The following is a 15,280-nucleotide window of genomic DNA, read 5'->3' as shown; positions in this document are numbered from 1 at the left end:
GAAAAGCATGGGTTTTTGTTCGGCGGCCTCTCTCCCTCCGGCGCACCCAAAGGTGCGCCACCTCCCTCGTCAGAGGGAGGCAAGATTGGCGTATGAGCATCGGAGAGTGTGAAAAACCTCCGTCCCCACCACGCCTGCTGCCAGTGGGGTACGGAGTGAGCGCCGCCCTGCCGGGTGGCCTTCGGCTTTTTTCGCGCCAAAAGCTGCGCCCCGCGCTTAAGGCCAGGCGCGGGGCGCAGCACGATCATGCCGGCGGCGGAATCTAAAGGGCCGGGGGCAGGTCGATCCTGCCAAAGGCGCTTAGCAGCGCCACGGTATCAATGGCCTGGCGGGCCTTCCACCAGTTTTCGCTAATGGCAAATTCCGCAGCGTAGCGGTCCATCAGCCCAAACCAGCTCCAGGAGATGGGCCATACCCCACCCTCGGCGCGGGTATCCAGGAGGTATTGCAGCTCCAGCGCCATGACCTCGGCATTTTCGGGATAGAGCGGGCTGGCCGGGCTTTGAATAAAGCGGGAGGGCCGGGGCAGATATTGCGACCATTGCGCCGGATCCCGGGCGATGGCGGCGTTGGCGCGCTGGCCCAGCCTTTGGTAAAGCGCAGCGAAAGGCAGCGGCTGGCCGGTCTGCTCCAGCGCGGGCAGCAGGGCGGCCAGCCCGCCTAAGCCCATCTCGCCCAGCGCCCCATCCTGCTCCAGCAGGGCGGCAAGCGCCAGGGCCCAGGCCTTGGCCCTGGGGTAGATGGGGGAGCGCGGGTCCATCTCGGTCAGCACAAAGGCGCAAAGCGCCGCGGTAAGGCCGATGCTCTCGACGCGGTTGGCCTGCTCGTCATAGCTCCACCAGGGCGCGCGGGGGCAGGCATCGTTGCTGGGGATGGAAAAGCGCCAGCCGTAATCGGCGGTATCCGCGCCGCTTTCCAAATAGCGCAGGATGCCCTGAAACAGCGGATGCACCTTGTCGGCAAAGCCGATCTCGCGCAGGATGTTGAGGGCGCACAGCGTCTGATAGGGCGAGGATTGCGGGTTCCAGCAGTCCGGCTCCAGCGCGTGGCCAAAGCCCCCGTCCTCGTTTTGGTAGTAGGCCAGCGCGGCCACGACCGCCTGCGCGCCGCCGCCCTCAAAGCGGCAGCGCCACAGCGCCAGCTCCAGCGGCCGGGCGTTGCGGTGCATCCAGGCGCGTACCTCGTAAAACAGTTGATGATCCATTTTATAACCCCCTTGGATGATGATTGTCTCCTAACCCTATCACAGAGGGCCGCCGCCGGTATTGTAAAAAGCCGACAGGCCGCGGGCCAGGCGCACCGCCTCGCCCAGGGGCATGCCGTGGTGGCGGCGGAAAAAGTGGAGCAGATGGGCCTGGTCGCAAAAGCCCAGGGCGAGCACCTGATCCTGCACGTCGAAGCGGGGCTGGGTCACGGCCCGGCTCCACAGGGTCTGGTAGCGGATCAGCGCGGCGGTCTGCTTGGGCGAGGCCCCCAGATGCCGGGCGAACAGCCGCTCCAGCGTGCGGGCGCTGTAGCCGGTGTGCCCGGACAGGGCGCAGACCCGGGCGTCGCCGCCATGGGAAAGGAGATAATCGATGCTGTCCAGCAGCGCGTCCGGCGCGCCGGCGCGGGAGAGCCGCCCCAGCAGCCACCCTTCCAGCAGGGCCTTGCGGCCGGCAAAGTCCAGCGCGGCAAACTCGCCCTCCTGCGCCAGGCGGGAAAGAGCGGGGAGCAGGGTCTCCTCCAGGGCGGGGAGGCCGCCGGGGCATAAAAAGGGCAGCGCCCAAAAATAAAAGCGCACCGCAAACAGGTCGGGCGCCTGCGCGGACAGATCCGACCAGAAGGGCTGCTGATCCAGCGCGCAAAAGCGGGTGCGCACGCGGCCATTTTTTAAGGTAAAGATGATGTCCACGCAGGCGTCGGGGATGACCAGCTGGCGCCCGCCCGCCCCCTGGGCGGCGCTATGGCCCCAAAAACAGCGCACCAGCGGCCGCAGCGCCGGGCAGGGGGCCGCTTCAATACAGCGATCCGCCCGGGAAAAGGGGGTGGCCGTCAGGGGCGTAAACCGGGTGTGGAAGGTGAGCGTCATTTTATTACCTCGTGCGGGGCGTTAGTCCAGCGCAGGCATCTGCGCCTCCTGCGGGGTCAGGGGGTACTGGGCCTTGGCGGTGATGATCTCAGGGGTGACCTTCAAGATCAAAAGGTTATCGGTGGCGGGCATTTTCCGGAGCGCCGGACGGCCGGAGTGGCGGACCATCACGTTCATCCCGGCCAGGGAGGCGGCCTCGTCCGCCCTGGGGATCACCTGCGCGCGGCCAAACACCGTAACGCTGCGGTAATCGTGGGTCTCGCCCCGGTAGCTTTTATGGCCGCGCCGGTCCAAAAAGCTGTAGATATTGCAGGCCACCCGCGGGTCCTGGCGGATCAGCTCCAGCCGGTGGCCCTTGGCGGCCATGTGCAGGTACAAGGTCAGCTGCTCATCCCAGGTGTAGCCAAAGTTCATGGGCACGGGATAGGGATAGGGCCCATCGTGCAGGCAGAGGGTGCAGACATAGGTGGAATCCAGGATCGCGCGGATCAGGGCCGGATCGGTGATGCGGCGGTCCTCATGGGCCATGGAAAGCTGGGTGTGATCGGTCATGGACGGGGCGCTCCTTTCCAAGATGGGGCGCGGCCTGGGGCCGCGCGCATTACTAAATGATATCATCCTACCCAAGCGGGCAGGCGGACGCAGTCCCCGGGCAAGGGCTGCTTAAAATTTATTATACCACGGCGCGGGGCGTTGGGGGGCAGGAAAGCGCCCCGCGCCGCCGCCAGAAATTGGAAAACGCCCCGGCAGCTACCGGGGCGCGGAGGATCAGATATAATGGTATTTTTTGCGCTTGGCCGCAAGAAAGATCACCGAGATCAGGCAGGCAAAGACCTCGGCCACCGTGATGGCCCACCAGATGCCGTCGATCCCTAGGATCAAGGGCAGGAGCAGCACCGACAGGGCCTGAAAGACCAGCGTGCGCAAAAAGGAGATGGTGGCCGAAACGCCGCCGTCGTTTAAGGCGGTAAAAAAGCCCGAGGCGAAGATGTTGAAACCCGCCAGCAAGAACGAGAAGGCGAACAGGCGGAAGGCGTGCACCGTCAGGGCGTACAGCCCCGGGTCATACCCCACAAAGAGCTGGGCCAGCGGGCCGGCCAGCGCCAGGGCCAGGGCGGTGAGCACCACCCCCGAGCCCGCGGCCAGGGTCACGCTTTTGCGCAGCATGTTTTTCAGCTCCCCGTAATTCTGCGCGCCGTAATGGTAGCTGACGATGGGGGCGCTGCCGATGGCGTAACCGATGGCGATGGCGATGAAGATGAACTGCACGTACATCAGCACCCCATAGGCCGAAACGCCGTCCTCCCCGATCAGGCGCAGCAGCTGGAAGTTGTAGAGCATGCTTACGATGGAGGAGGAGATATTGCTCATCAGCTCAGATGAGCCGTTGGCGCAGGCCTTGAGCAGGGGCCGCGCCTCAAGCCCGGTCTTGTGCAGGCGCAGGTTGGCGCCCGGCCGAAGAAAGTAGACCAGCGGCGCCAGGCCGCCCACGCACTGGCCGATACCCGTAGCCAGCGCCGCGCCGGCCAGCCCCCAGCCAAAGCCGATGATAAAGACCGCGTCCAAAATGGCGTTGGTCACCCCGGCGGCCACGGTAAAGACCAGCCCCAGCCGGGGCCGCTCGGCCACGACCAAAAAGCTCTGGAACACGTTTTGCAGCATAAAGGCGGTGGTAAAGGAGATGACGATGCTGCCGTACAGCACGCAATCCTCCAGCATGGCCTCGGTGGCGCCCAGCATAAGCGAGATGGGGCGCACGAACAGTAGCCCGCCCATTGTGAGGACCAGGCCCAGCAGCACGGTAAAGATCAGCATCATGGTAAAGTAGCGGTCGGCCTTTTCCCGGTTGCCGCGGCCCAGCTCCCGGGCCACCAGGGCGCTGCCGCCGGTGCCCACCATAAACCCCATGCCGCCCAGGATCATGATAAAGGGCGTGACGAAGTTTAAAGAGGCAAAGGCGGTCTTCCCCACAAAGTTGGAGACGAACAGCCCGTCCACCACCCCGTAGATGGAGGTAAAGATCATCATGATGATGGAGGGCAGCACGAAGTGCGCCAGCTTTTTATAGGTAAAATGGTCGCTCAGACGAATGTTCATTTTTATCCTCTCCTATAGGCCGCGCGCGCGGCCGGTTGACCGGGGCTAAAGCGCGTCCATCCGCGCCTTTAACGACTCGGTATATTTCCGCAGCAGGCTGATAAAGGCGGCCTGCTCTTCCTCGCTCATATCCAGCAGGGCGCTGCATTCCGCGGCCAGCACCCGGTCTATGGTATTCTCGGCCAGGGCCAGGCCGCGCTCGGTCAGGCGCACCTGCTTGCTGCGCCGGTCGCTGCCGCTGCTTAGCTGCAAATACCCTTCCGCCTCCAAATGCTTCAGGGCGGAGTTGACCGTCTGCTTGGGCTGGTAGAGGGCGGCGCAGATCTCGCTCTGGGTCAAAGGGGCGCTGCTCTCCCGCAGGGTGTAAAGGATCCAAAAGGCGCAGTCCGGCAGGCCCAGGCGTTTGGCCGCTGCGCGGTAGATCTCGTCGTTTTCCTTAAACAGGTCGTTATACTCGTTTAGCCGTTTGCGGGCCCTTGCATGGCGCATGAACGGATCCTCCTCAAATAAAAATATCCGAAATCGGACTTTTTGCATTATAGTCTGATTTCGGATGATTGTCAAGGCGTATCTGCGGGTTAAAAAAGAGCGCAGGCCATAACGGCCTGCGCGGCGGTGCAGCGTCCTGGCGTTTTACGATTCGTAGGTGAAAAAGCCGTAGTTCGCCTCCCGGTTGTATAACCCGTAGCAGGAGAGGGTGGACGGCGTGCTGCCATCCTGGGAAAAGCGCAGGGGCCACCAGCTCAAAAAATCCTCCGAGAGCCGCTGCAGCGGCGTTTCCGGCGTGTAGAGCAGGAAGGACTTGCCGGTTTCCAGCCCGTACGGGTCGGCGGCGATATAGCGGATGCCGTCCTGGATCCAGGTCTCATCCTTGGGTTTTTCGGTGGCGACCTTCCCCAGCGTCAGGGCATAGGTGTGGTCATCCACCTGCCGGATATCCTCAAAACGGCCGCTGAAGGTGCACACGTAGACGGTGCCGTTGGGGTAGCGGGCCTCATCCCGGTCGCCCATCTCAGAATCGTGATAAGAGCCGGTAAAAGTGCCGTCCGGCTGCAGGGTCAAAACGGTGCCCCAGCCGCCGGCGCCGCTGGAAAAGGTGAACTCCAGGGGGAATGCATCGGGCAAAAGCGCCCCTTGCGCCTGTGCGGTAGCTGTAGGCTGGGCGGTGGGCTGCACGGTGGCGGTGGGCTGCGGCGCCTGGGTGGGCGCGGGCGAGGCCGGCGCCGTGGATGCCGCGGGGGTCGCACTGGGCGAGGGCTGCGCCGGGGCCGCGCAGCCGCCAAGCAGAGCCGTGCAGGCCAGGGCGCAGACCCAAGCGGTCAAAAGGGTGATGGTCTTATGCATTTTCATACGGAACATACGCCTCCCATGTCGTTGCTTTCAACATCATACTACAATTTGCGCGGCGGCGCTATACTTTGGGGCGGGGACAGCGTTTTACGATAGGCCGGCTGCTTGCGGATATAAAAATACCGCGGCCTGTAAATACAAATCGCGGTATCGGGCACTCGCTTGCCGCTGTGTACCGGTGACGATAAGGGCGCAGGCCCCCAGGCAATTACTTTGGATCATATGGAAATTTGCAGCTTAGAATAAAAAAGGATGCTTCCCGCCGCAGTGATATCCGCAAAAGAGTGGTAGCGCGGTGGAGGCGTAGCGAGCGCGTTTACAAGCAAGCAGCCGCAATAAGCGTGGCCTTTTGCGCATGAGGAGAAGCAAGGGAACGGGCGGATGGTTTATTTTTATAAAAAAAGCCGGAGCAAAGCGAACTTTGCTCCGACGTGTCAGATCGTTACAAAGAAGATGCCGCGTGCCCTTCCCGCCGCAGCGAAACCGCAAAAGGTTGGTAGCGAACAAACAGGCGCAAAGCGCCCGCGCTTGCAAGGGCGCAGCCTGTGCGAAGCGTGACCTTTTGCGGAAAAGGAGGAGCAGCGGCATGAGTGCGCTCCGATTTTTCACAAAAAAATCGGAGCAAGCGATATAAAGCTTGCTCCGACGTGGTGGTGCTTACTGGACTCGAACTAATACACGCATTTTTCAGGCGTATTTTCGGCAAATAAGAATGTAGCTAAAACCCTTACAGAATGCGGGTTACACGGTCTTGACATAAACAAGTGTAAACCCCATAAATACGCCCGTATGTAAAAAAGTGGGTTATTTTGTGGGTTACTAACACACCCCTGTTTTACCCTTTACCCTTCTTCGACAGAAGACAAAATTTTTGTAAACGCATCGTTTATCAGTCTCGCTGCTTGTGCCGCCTCGCCATCAAGTTCATGGCCGTAGTGGCCAAAAGTATCAAAGGCGTCGCTATGCCCGCCCACCAGTTTTACCAACTCTTCCGGAAGCGCTTTGTTGACTGAGAAAAACGTGTGCCGCAGCTCATAGGGAGAGATATCTGATAGTCCGTTGTGCTTTTTGAAGCGTACCCAATGCCGATAGCTGGTGTCATGCCGGGTGGCCCCTCCGTCTGGTTCAGGGAACAAATAAGGGGAGATCACGCCGTTTCGCTTGAGCATTTTTTGCTGGGCGATCACCTCGGCTACGGCTACGTCAGGGAGGACAAAGGAGCGGATCGCGTTTTTATTTTTGCCTTTAGTGGGGTTGTTACGGACGTCGAAGGATCCTTCGACCCGGCAGGTTTTTGCCTTTAGGTCGACGTTTTCCCTGCGCAGCGCAGCCAGCTCCCCAGGCCGCAGACCTGTGACCGCGGAAAACCTAAAAGCATGTATGTACCACTCGTCGACCTCTACGCCTCTATACGTCGTTTTGGTGGCGGTAAACAGCTTGCGGAGATCAGCAGGCTGTAGCGCCTGCTTATTTGGTTCGGCGGCATCTTTTGGAATCGTCAATGACTCGGGCCGCAGGGTGGATATGCCGTTTTTACGAGCGTATTTAGCAAAGGCGCACAGGCATCCCTTGATATCTCTCAGAGATTTTTTAGACAGGGGCTTACCCTTTGTAGGATGTTCCCAGGCGTAGAGGATCACGTCCTGATAGTCCTGCTCAGTTAAGGACGCCACCTTTTTAGACCATAACACCGGTTCCAGATATTGCCGGGTGAAAGGGTCAAACGCAGCTATGTGGCTCACGCTGGCAGTTATGCGCAGCTCATCTACCATACGGGTATATAGTTTACCCACCCTTATTCTAGGGTCTGTTGTTACCCCCTCGAGCCAGTCATCCGCCTTTTTGTTACAGATCCGTTGGCCCGTCCTCCCGGGGATTGAGCATGTAAATGTCCGCCGCTTACCATCCTTTTGCACATTGATCTGCCAGCGCTTTTGGCCCTCAAGCCACTTAGCGGTGTTGGTACGTATAGCCATAAAAAATCCCTCCTGAAATTGATTGTAAATGGAGGGCATGCTATAATGAGATATAGCAATGCCCGGTGGTACGTGGTTTTGCTTCTTTGGCCCGTCTCCTGTTGGCGCAGGGGGCGGGTCGTCGTTTATGATTTCTTATCGCGGGATTCTAACATCTTTTTGGTAGCTTTATCAAAATCAGAAATAAACTCGCGATCTTGTATTACTCTGAATTTCTCATACTCGCCTATAGCCAATTCGTCGGCAACGGCTCTCGTCACTTTACCCAGATTGTTTAATATTTCATACTCGTTAAATCTCAAAAAGGCATCTAACCTATCGGCCCAATCCGACATAGACATGAGATTATTCCGCTGGGCCTGCATTTCTGCATAGTCAAGATACATATTGACTATCGCGTTTAGTTCGCTGAGCTCGCGTTGCTGGAGGTAGTTCTTGGAAACGGTTACATCGCTTTTTAAAATCTTCCCATCGGGAGCATTTTTCCATGTCGTAAGCCCCATGTGCTCTTTTTTACTGTCGGCTCGCTCAGATATTAATTCTGGCGCTGTTTGCCCGGTAATAGCAAACAGCAATTTGTTCTGAGTATTTTGAAAAAATTTATTTGTAATTTCGCTATCGCTTCGATAATCGTAGCTACACTCTTTATAGATATCGGTAATCTTTTGATAAAAACGCCTTTCGCTCGCTCTGATCTCTCTGATACGCTCAAGGAGTTCATCAAAATAATCCTGACCAAAGGGGCGACCGTTTTTGAGCATATCGTCATTCAGCACAAACCCTTTGATAATATATTCTTTCAGCGTGTTTGTAGCCCATTGCCTAAAATGAGTGGCCTTCTTTGAATTAACGCGATATCCAACGGCGATGATTGCGTCAAGGTTATAGAACTGGGCATATTTTGTTTGGGTTTTTCCTTCAATCGCACCATGCTGAGTGGTTATTTCCATTTTGGAAACAACCACTTTTTCATCGAGTTCCCCCTCCAAAAAAATATTCTTTAAATGCTTACTAATGGCTGGTATTTGCACATCAAATAATTCAGCCATGGCTTTCTGCGTAAGCCAAAATGTTTCGTTTGCATAATAGACCGAAACGTTGACTTTGCCTTCTTCGGTTTCATACAACAAAATATTAGCTGTTGTAATATTGTCCATACTGCCTCCTGTAATTAGCGGTTTGGGAGAGCAAAGCCCTCCCACCGCCATCCATTAGCCTTACTTGATACGCCTAAGCTTTGGGTACGCGACCAGGTCCTTCAACCGACGCTGGGCTTGCAGCAGCTTCCATATCTCTGCGCCAGTAATGCTGATCTGCTCGCCACCTTGGCGGAGCATTAACCTGTTGTCCTTTATCCTCATGGTTACATTGGATTTCAACTTCATCAGAAATCCCTCCTGCGTTTTACTCAGCCACCTCTGGCGGCCGGCAAACCTTGCAGGGTTCTTTGCCCAATCTCAACGCCTCGGTTAAAGATACCGTCGTGACGCTGGCCCTGTCTTTAACATACTGGCAATCCGGTAAATGGTATTTATCACCGGTCGCGGTGATGAGCACTTCAGCGGCAGTCAAATCTCCAGGCTGTCCATTCTCCGCCTGGATACCAGCTGATCGGGAAGCCCCCGTCGCCGGAGCTGCCGAAATAGTTCCGTAGAGCACCCATGCAATGCAAAAGACCACGCACGCGCCAGCGATGGCAGCCGCCGCTGGCCAGTGCCGAATAGGTGTAAGGGACTTGGCCTGACAGTATTTGAATACCAACATGGTGAAACGCTCAGCATCGGTCTCATCCTGGTCCATTAGGCTTTCAATATCGTGCCCCAGGAGGATATGCCCCAATTCGTGAAGGAGCAAATGCCGTAGGTCCGCAAGGTGATCCTTGTTAACGCAAATGATTACGTCCCAACCCATCCGCAAACTAAAAGCTTCACGCCAGCGGATATAGTTTTTCGCAGCAGGGTATAGCTCTAAAAATTCGCAGCAGTCGTTTTGATCGAAGATATAGACCTTGAACCTGTTTTTCTCCAGATAATTCTTGACCGATTCTGTAGTAGCTGCTCCGAGCTCGCGTGCAACGTCTTTTGCTTTACGCCTTACGATATCCATAAGGACACCCCCAAATATTATTTGGGTACAATCTTCGACGTTGTAATACAAAAATCTTGCAGAATATATCACCGATTTTATTACGGGTGAGGTATGCAGGCGTTAGTCTTTACGGTTCTTTTCGTTTTGCTTCCGCCAGAATTCTTCTGCCTTTTTCTGCTGGTCCTTGGTTTGAATGATCGCGTCGGAATCACCACCATAGGCTGCGATTCCCCCGATGGTGGGCGCGTCCCGCTCGATGATAGCATCGGTGTAGAGCAGCTTGGCTTTATTATAGAGATAATCCTGCGCAGATGGCCCCATGCCTCTGTAAAATTTCAGCAGATCCTGCTCGCGGGGGGGGAGAACCGCCGACAAGGACCAGGCCTCTTCATTCGGATCGTCCGACCAGCCCATTATTTTAGTTGTGGTAGTTTGGAGTGCTTCAGCCAATTTGGCAATCTTATCTCTACGCATGTTTGCGATGTCTCCACTCTCCCACCTTGATACAGTACCTTCCGAAACCCCTACGCGCTCCGCGACTTGCTTCATCGTTAAGCCGAGTTCGGATCTTCTATTTTTCAAATAAGAATAATTACTCATAACAAACTCCTTATAATATGGAGTATACCCCTGCTTTTGCAAAAATGCAAGAAAAGCTTGCATAAAAGCATTGACAAACTGAAGCAGCGGGGTTATGCTTAACTTGCGGAAACGCAAGAAAGGGGCGCGACGGTGATTAACCGAAATGAATTTAAGGCGAGCTATGACAGGCTAGGCCTAAACCAAAACGATGTCGCTAGTAGGATAGGCGTGAATCCGACTACGTTACAGAGAAAGTTGAATGGAACAAGCGATTTTAATAGGAACGAAATCCAATTACTAAAGTCAGGGCTAAAACTGAGTGTCGACCAGGTGGTGAATATTTTTTTGCCGATGACTTGCATATACGCAAGAATTAACTCTAAAAAGGAGATATACAAATGGGTAGAAAGGAGCAAGAGAATGGCGAATCTGAGCACAAGATTTAATAGCATCGACAACGAAAAGGTTTTCCCTGCAATCAGCGAAGCCGTGGGGGCGCTGGTTGCGGATACAGAACCGTGGGCTATTAAGAAGTGGAAAGCCGGGGTTTTTGCCCCGGCTTTTTTTATTTTACCCAAGTGGGTTATTTAGTGTGTTATTTGACTCAATTTTGGGTAAATAAAAACCCCGCAACCGTGCATGATTGCGGGATTTCTTACCTGGTGGTGCTTACTGGACTCGAACCAGTGACCCCATCGATGTGAACGATGTGCTCTACCAACTGAGCCAAAGCACCATAACGAGGACGATTTATAATATACCAGCTTTGGGCGCTTTCGTCAAGATGCGAAAGCAAATTTTTCGGCCCGCGGGCGCAAAACCGGTTGGCGACAGGCGGCGGGCAGATGGAGATAACATGTTGTAAACCCCACGCGCGGGTGCTATACTTTTGGAAGGAGGGATGAAGATGGAGAATGTCATCTACTACTTTACCGGCACGGGCAACTCGCTGATGGTGGCCAGGATGCTGGCGCAAAAGCTGGATGGGGAGACCGAGCTGCGGCCGGTAGTCCGTGAGCTGGACAAAGAGAGCATCGTTGTGGATGCCAAGCAGACCGTAGGCTTTATATTCCCGGTATACGGCGGGCAGGCGCCCTGGCCCATGATGGCCGCGGCGGAGAAAATGAAGATCCCTAAGGGGGTATATCTTTACGCCATTGGCACCTGCAACGAGCGGGGCGGCACCTGTACGGATCTTTTCAACTGCTTTTTAAACAAACATGGCTATGCTCTGTCCTACGCCAAAAAGCTGGATATGCCCGGCAACTGCCTGCCCAGCAACGAGCAGGAGAACGCCCAGCGGCTGGAGCTGGCCAAGATCTGGATCGACGTGATGGCCAAAAATATCAACGACCGCTTTGTGGGCACCGTGGAGGATTTTGGTTCCCCGGATAACAATACAGAGGCCGTGCGCGCAAAGTATGCCCAGCAGCCCTTTGGCCCCTGGCGGGTGAACGGAGAGGCCTGCACGAGCTGCGGGCTGTGCGCCAAGCTGTGCCCCATGGAGAATATCGCCCTGCGCGAGGGCGTACCGCAGTTTGCGGACCGCTGCGCCTACTGCTTTGCTTGTTTCCACTTCTGCCCGCAAAAGGCGATCTATAAGGACTATCCGCACTTTGGAAGCGCGGATGGGCGCCCCCGCTACCACCATCCGGAGGTGACGTGGAAGGACATCGCCGCCCAGCGCAAAGGGCGCTAAAGCCGTTTGGACTTATGCCGGAGCGGGCAGCTGCCTGCCCCGGCCCTTTTATGCCCTAGCGCACCCGCGCGGTAAAGGCCACCGCCCGGCCCAGGATGCGTACCTCTTCGGCCTGGCCGGCGGCGTAGACCATGGGGGGATACAGGCTGTTCTCGGCGATGAGGGTGAGCTGGCCGTTGCTCTTATACACCCGCTTTAAGGTGGCCTCCTCGCCGATGAGCACGGCGGCGATCTCGCCGTTTTCCACGTCCGGCTGGGCCTGGATGTAGACGATATCCCCATCCCGAATGTGGGCGCCGGTCATGCTGTCGCCCTTGCAGCGCAGGGCGAAGTCCGCATGGATATACTCGGGGACGGATACCTGATCCTCGATATTCTCCTGGGCCAGGATGGGCGTGCCGCAGGCGATGGTGCCCAGCAGCGGCACGCTGCGCAGCTGGGGCATGGGCTCCAGCCCCGCGATGTGGGCAAAGGGATCGGGCACGGGGCGGGCGCGGGGGGCATCGTATCCGGCCAGCCAGTCCTCCCCCACGCCCAGGGCCTCGGCCAGGGCGCGCAGGGTGGGGCGCTTGGGCTCGCGCACGCCGCTTGTGTAGGCGCTGATTGCCTGCTTGGACAGGCCCACCTTATCGGCCAGAGCAGTGGCGCTTAAGGGGGAGGCGGCCAGCGCCTCCTTTAAACGGGTCTGAAAGTCAGCATTCTTTTGGGTCAAGGCGATCACTCCTTCAAATTAAGATCAGTATACCAAAGGGAGTACACAAAATCAACGATTATTAAAATATTACCAGAATATAGTCCACAATATTGACGATATCTCCCAAAAGTGCTAGGATAAGATTGTCCACAAAATAGTATATAGGGCGGCCTGTGGGGAAGGTTGCCGAAGATGTGGATGCGGAAATAAGGCCGGAGAGCGCATTTTTGTGCACGGTATGGGGGCGAAGCGGTGTGTTGCTACCTACGAGTACACAAAATGTACAAAAGGCCTCCGCAAAGAGCAAAGGGGGAAGGAAGATGACGTTAGAGGAGAAGCCGGGCGGGCGCGGGGCGGCGGCCCGGCTGCGCGCCGTGGGCGATTGGGTGATGGTGGATTACCCCTCTACCCAGCTTTTTGGCATTTCAGGCACGTTTAAAAAGACGCCGGCCCAGGTGCTCAGGGCCTATCCGCGGTTTTACCTGTGCCGCACGCCGGGCGGGCAGATGGTATGCCAGCCCATTGACGATGCGCGCCGGGCGCGCAGGCAGGAGGTGGCGGGGATATGAACGGCGTTTTGGAGGCGATGCTGGGGGCGCTAGCCCTGCTGGTGGCGGCGCTGGCCGCGGCGGACGCGGTGCGCCAGGCAAAATACCTGCGGGAGATGCGTAATATCCGCCGGGCGCTGGAATGTATCGCGCGCAAAGAGCGCAAACAGAGAAAGGGAAAGGAGTAGAAAGATGGATCTAACGCAAATGCTGGCGCCGGAGTTCGCGCTGATCGCCGCATTTTTATACGGGCTGGGGGCGGCGCTGAAAAAGCTGCCCCGGTTCCCGGACTGGGGCATCCCGCTGGCGCTGCTGATCTGCGGGATGGCGCTGGGGCTGTGCTACGGGCCCTTTGCCCTGGGTGGGCAGGGCTGGCCCTATTACCTGATGATGGGCGGCTTTGCCGGATGGACGGCAGTAGGGCTTGACCAGACGATCAAACAGATTGTAAAAAGCGACAAGGAATAGCCGCGGTTTTTGTGCAAAAGGGCGAAAAGGCGCTGGGGGGCCATCCTCCGGCGCTTTTTGCTTGTGGGCGGCCGCGGCAAGATGGTAAACTTTAAAAAACGGCTCAATATCGCCAGGCGAGGCTTATCTTTTGGCACATAACGCTTCTATATGGACGCATATCATCTTTTCAGCAGGCTGGGCGGCGCGCCCGGCAGTACGTTGCATTTAAATGGAATAAGAGGGAGGCGCTGTTTATGGCCAAGGCGCGGGATATGACCCGGGGCAGCCCTGCGCGGCTGCTGGCTGGCTTTGCCCTGCCGCTGATGCTGGGGCATGTGTTCCAGCAGATCTATAACATGGCCGACAGCGCCATCGTAGGCCGGCTGATCTCCATCGACGCGTTTGCGGCGGTGGGCGCGGCCGGGTTTTTGAGCTGGCTGGTGACCAGCGCGATCCTGGGGCTGACCCAGGGCTTTGGCACGGTGTTCGCCCAGCGGTTTGGCGCGGAGGACGCGGCGGGCCTGCGCAGGAGCGTGGGCGTAGGGGCGGGCTGCGCGCTGGGCGTAAGCGTGGCGCTGACGGCGCTGGGCATGGCGCTGGCCGTACTGGCGCTGCCGGCTATGGACACCCCTGCGGAGCTGCTGGGGGATGCGCAGCTTTACCTATACGTGCTCTTTGGGGGCACGCCGCTGCTGATGGGCTATAATTTTGCCGCGGCGGTGCTGCGGGCTCTGGGGGACAGCAAAAGCCCAGTGTACGCGGGCATCCTGTCCAGCCTGCTCAACATCGCCCTGGATTATGCGGCGGTGGCCTATTTGGGCATGGGCGTAGCGGGGGTGGCGCTGGGCACGGTGCTGGCCCAGGGCTTTTCGCTGCTGTTTTGCCTGTGGCGTCTGCGGGGGTTTGCGCAGGTGCGCCTGGGGCGGGAGGACCTGCGGATGGACGGGGCGGTGGCGCGGCAGCTCTTCGCCTTGGGCGGGCCTATGGCCCTGCGGGATGGGTTGATGGCCGTTGGCGGGCTGATCTACCAGCGGGTGATCAACGGCTTCGGCGCGGTGACCGTGGCGGGTGTGGCGGCCGCGTGGCGGTATTTTGCGCTGATGGAGGTGGTAGGCGCCGGGCTGGACGGCGCGGTGGCGGTGTATGTGGGGCAGAACCACGGCGCCGGGCGCGGGGACCGGGTGCGCCAGGGCATCCGCGTGGGCCGGCGCATGGCGCTGGGCGGGGCGGTGGGCATCGCTTTGCTGATGGCGGGGAGCGGGCGGGGACTGCTCGCCCTGCTGGTAGCCGGAGAGGCCGGGGAGGTGGCGGCCGTGGTATCGGTAGGTTATGGGGCGATGCTGGGAATGGCGCTGTTTCTGCCGGCGCTCTACCTGCTTTACATCCACCGCGCGGCGCTGCAGGGGATGGGGGACGCGCTCTGGCCCATGGGCGCGGGCCTGTTGGAGCTGGCGCTGCGGGTGGGGGCGGTGCTGACGCTGCCCGCCTTTCTGGGGCGCTGGGGCGTGTACCTGGCCGACGGCGTGGGCTGGCTGGGCGCGGCCCTGTTGCTGACGCTGGCGCTGGGGCGCGTGCTGCGGCGGGAGGGGATCAAGCGGCAGAGCGTGACGCAGCGGAAAAGCACCGGAGCGAAGGACGATGATGAAGGGCGAGGATAAAGCGGTATAAGGGCGAACGGGGGAAACAAAAGGACGGTGGTGGGGGCGCGGGCGGAAAGGCAGCGAG

Annotated in this window: 18 protein-coding genes and 1 tRNA gene; 6 read left to right on the top strand and 13 right to left on the bottom strand. The window is 58.1% G+C overall.

The genetic code is table 11. From position 1 onward, the window contains the following. Positions 1-262 precede the first annotated feature (262 nt). The 11 genes from H8699_RS10290 to H8699_RS10240 form a co-directional block, all read right to left on the bottom strand. A complete protein-coding gene (locus tag H8699_RS10290) occupies positions 263-1,204 on the bottom strand; it encodes a hypothetical protein (RefSeq protein ID WP_249285624.1) in 942 nt (313 codons plus the stop codon). A gap of 39 nt (positions 1,205-1,243) precedes the next feature. Beyond that, positions 1,244-2,071, bottom strand: coding sequence for a helix-turn-helix domain-containing protein (locus H8699_RS10285; protein ID WP_249285623.1), 828 nt, complete (start codon positions 2,069-2,071; stop codon positions 1,244-1,246). 21 nt (positions 2,072-2,092) lie between these two features. Further along, positions 2,093-2,623, bottom strand: coding sequence for a pyridoxamine 5'-phosphate oxidase family protein (locus H8699_RS10280; RefSeq protein WP_249285622.1), 531 nt, complete (start codon positions 2,621-2,623; stop codon positions 2,093-2,095). Between the two features lie 216 nt (positions 2,624-2,839). Continuing rightward, complete coding sequence (locus H8699_RS10275) at positions 2,840-4,168, bottom strand: MATE family efflux transporter (protein ID WP_249285621.1); 1,329 nt, start codon at positions 4,166-4,168, stop codon at positions 2,840-2,842. A gap of 45 nt (positions 4,169-4,213) precedes the next feature. Further along, positions 4,214-4,657 (bottom strand): MarR family winged helix-turn-helix transcriptional regulator, encoded by a 444-nt coding sequence (locus tag H8699_RS10270; RefSeq protein WP_138294346.1) that lies wholly within the window; start codon positions 4,655-4,657, stop codon positions 4,214-4,216. A gap of 144 nt (positions 4,658-4,801) precedes the next feature. Then, a complete protein-coding gene (locus H8699_RS10265) occupies positions 4,802-5,518 on the bottom strand; it encodes a hypothetical protein (protein WP_249285620.1) in 717 nt (238 codons plus the stop codon). A gap of 842 nt (positions 5,519-6,360) precedes the next feature. Beyond that, positions 6,361-7,494, bottom strand: coding sequence for a tyrosine-type recombinase/integrase (locus H8699_RS10260; protein ID WP_249285619.1), 1,134 nt, complete (start codon positions 7,492-7,494; stop codon positions 6,361-6,363). 125 nt (positions 7,495-7,619) lie between these two features. Then, on the bottom strand, positions 7,620-8,651 hold the full coding sequence (locus H8699_RS10255; RefSeq protein ID WP_249285618.1) for a virulence RhuM family protein: 1,032 nt from the start codon (positions 8,649-8,651) through the stop codon (positions 7,620-7,622). Between the two features lie 60 nt (positions 8,652-8,711). Then, positions 8,712-8,879 carry a hypothetical protein gene (locus H8699_RS10250; protein ID WP_249285617.1) on the bottom strand — a complete coding sequence of 56 codons (168 nt, stop codon included), beginning with the start codon at positions 8,877-8,879 and terminating at the stop codon, positions 8,712-8,714. A 19-nt stretch (positions 8,880-8,898) separates the two neighbouring features. Further along, a complete protein-coding gene (locus H8699_RS10245; RefSeq protein ID WP_249285616.1) occupies positions 8,899-9,600 on the bottom strand; it encodes an ImmA/IrrE family metallo-endopeptidase in 702 nt (233 codons plus the stop codon). A 102-nt stretch (positions 9,601-9,702) separates the two neighbouring features. Continuing rightward, positions 9,703-10,182, bottom strand: coding sequence for a helix-turn-helix domain-containing protein (locus H8699_RS10240; protein WP_249285615.1), 480 nt, complete (start codon positions 10,180-10,182; stop codon positions 9,703-9,705). A gap of 402 nt (positions 10,183-10,584) precedes the next feature. On the opposite strand from H8699_RS10240, the gene H8699_RS10235 reads away from it, so the two are divergent. After that, a complete protein-coding gene (locus H8699_RS10235) occupies positions 10,585-10,755 on the top strand; it encodes a hypothetical protein (RefSeq protein WP_249285614.1) in 171 nt (56 codons plus the stop codon). Between the two features lie 69 nt (positions 10,756-10,824). Here H8699_RS10235 and H8699_RS10230 read toward each other — a convergent pair. Next, positions 10,825-10,900 (bottom strand) — tRNA-Val (locus tag H8699_RS10230). A 171-nt stretch (positions 10,901-11,071) separates the two neighbouring features. Here H8699_RS10230 and H8699_RS10225 point away from each other — a divergent pair. Then, positions 11,072-11,863: an EFR1 family ferrodoxin gene (locus tag H8699_RS10225; RefSeq protein ID WP_249285613.1), complete on the top strand. Its 792-nt coding sequence runs from the start codon at positions 11,072-11,074 to the stop codon at positions 11,861-11,863. Between the two features lie 55 nt (positions 11,864-11,918). Here the strand turns inward: H8699_RS10225 and H8699_RS10220 are convergent, their stop codons facing one another. Continuing rightward, positions 11,919-12,575, bottom strand: a complete 657-nt coding sequence (locus H8699_RS10220) for a LexA family protein (protein ID WP_249285612.1) — start codon at positions 12,573-12,575, stop codon at positions 11,919-11,921. A gap of 302 nt (positions 12,576-12,877) precedes the next feature. On the opposite strand from H8699_RS10220, the gene H8699_RS10215 reads away from it, so the two are divergent. The 4 genes from H8699_RS10215 (at position 12,878) to H8699_RS10200 (ending at position 15,213) form a co-directional block, all read left to right on the top strand. Continuing rightward, complete coding sequence (locus H8699_RS10215; RefSeq protein WP_249285611.1) at positions 12,878-13,126, top strand: hypothetical protein; 249 nt, start codon at positions 12,878-12,880, stop codon at positions 13,124-13,126. Further along, complete coding sequence (locus H8699_RS10210; protein WP_249285610.1) at positions 13,123-13,293, top strand: hypothetical protein; 171 nt, start codon at positions 13,123-13,125, stop codon at positions 13,291-13,293. The genes H8699_RS10215 and H8699_RS10210 overlap by 4 nt, the downstream gene beginning before the upstream one ends. A gap of 4 nt (positions 13,294-13,297) precedes the next feature. Beyond that, on the top strand, positions 13,298-13,573 hold the full coding sequence (locus H8699_RS10205) for a phage holin family protein (protein WP_138294340.1): 276 nt from the start codon (positions 13,298-13,300) through the stop codon (positions 13,571-13,573). Between the two features lie 236 nt (positions 13,574-13,809). Continuing rightward, positions 13,810-15,213 (top strand): MATE family efflux transporter, encoded by a 1,404-nt coding sequence (locus H8699_RS10200; RefSeq protein WP_249285609.1) that lies wholly within the window; start codon positions 13,810-13,812, stop codon positions 15,211-15,213. Positions 15,214-15,280 lie beyond the last annotated feature (67 nt).

Source organism: Luoshenia tenuis, assembly GCF_014384745.1.
Classification (GTDB): Bacteria; Bacillota; Clostridia; order Christensenellales.
Note: the sequence above shows the minus strand (reverse complement) of the source record. Positions and strands in the feature narration are given on the sequence as shown.

Excerpts from the sequence above, each read along its gene's own strand:
- H8699_RS10250 (WP_249285617.1), bottom strand. The coding sequence starts at position 8,879 with ATGAAGTTGAAATCCAATGTAACCATGAGGATAAAGGACAACAGGTTA.
- H8699_RS10240 (WP_249285615.1), bottom strand. The coding sequence starts at position 10,182 with ATGAGTAATTATTCTTATTTGAAAAATAGAAGATCCGAACTCGGCTTA.
- H8699_RS10205 (WP_138294340.1), top strand. The coding sequence starts at position 13,298 with ATGGATCTAACGCAAATGCTGGCGCCGGAGTTCGCGCTGATCGCCGCA.
- H8699_RS10290 (WP_249285624.1), bottom strand. The coding sequence starts at position 1,204 with ATGGATCATCAACTGTTTTACGAGGTACGCGCCTGGATGCACCGCAAC.
- H8699_RS10255 (WP_249285618.1), bottom strand. The coding sequence starts at position 8,651 with ATGGACAATATTACAACAGCTAATATTTTGTTGTATGAAACCGAAGAA.
- H8699_RS10270 (WP_138294346.1), bottom strand. The coding sequence starts at position 4,657 with ATGCGCCATGCAAGGGCCCGCAAACGGCTAAACGAGTATAACGACCTG.
- H8699_RS10200 (WP_249285609.1), top strand. The coding sequence starts at position 13,810 with ATGGCCAAGGCGCGGGATATGACCCGGGGCAGCCCTGCGCGGCTGCTG.
- H8699_RS10275 (WP_249285621.1), bottom strand. The coding sequence starts at position 4,168 with ATGAACATTCGTCTGAGCGACCATTTTACCTATAAAAAGCTGGCGCAC.
- H8699_RS10280 (WP_249285622.1), bottom strand. The coding sequence starts at position 2,623 with ATGACCGATCACACCCAGCTTTCCATGGCCCATGAGGACCGCCGCATC.
- H8699_RS10215 (WP_249285611.1), top strand. The coding sequence starts at position 12,878 with ATGACGTTAGAGGAGAAGCCGGGCGGGCGCGGGGCGGCGGCCCGGCTG.
- H8699_RS10235 (WP_249285614.1), top strand. The coding sequence starts at position 10,585 with ATGGCGAATCTGAGCACAAGATTTAATAGCATCGACAACGAAAAGGTT.
- H8699_RS10225 (WP_249285613.1), top strand. The coding sequence starts at position 11,072 with ATGGAGAATGTCATCTACTACTTTACCGGCACGGGCAACTCGCTGATG.
- H8699_RS10245 (WP_249285616.1), bottom strand. The coding sequence starts at position 9,600 with ATGGATATCGTAAGGCGTAAAGCAAAAGACGTTGCACGCGAGCTCGGA.
- H8699_RS10210 (WP_249285610.1), top strand. The coding sequence starts at position 13,123 with ATGAACGGCGTTTTGGAGGCGATGCTGGGGGCGCTAGCCCTGCTGGTG.
- H8699_RS10260 (WP_249285619.1), bottom strand. The coding sequence starts at position 7,494 with ATGGCTATACGTACCAACACCGCTAAGTGGCTTGAGGGCCAAAAGCGC.
- H8699_RS10285 (WP_249285623.1), bottom strand. The coding sequence starts at position 2,071 with ATGACGCTCACCTTCCACACCCGGTTTACGCCCCTGACGGCCACCCCC.
- H8699_RS10265 (WP_249285620.1), bottom strand. The coding sequence starts at position 5,518 with ATGAAAATGCATAAGACCATCACCCTTTTGACCGCTTGGGTCTGCGCC.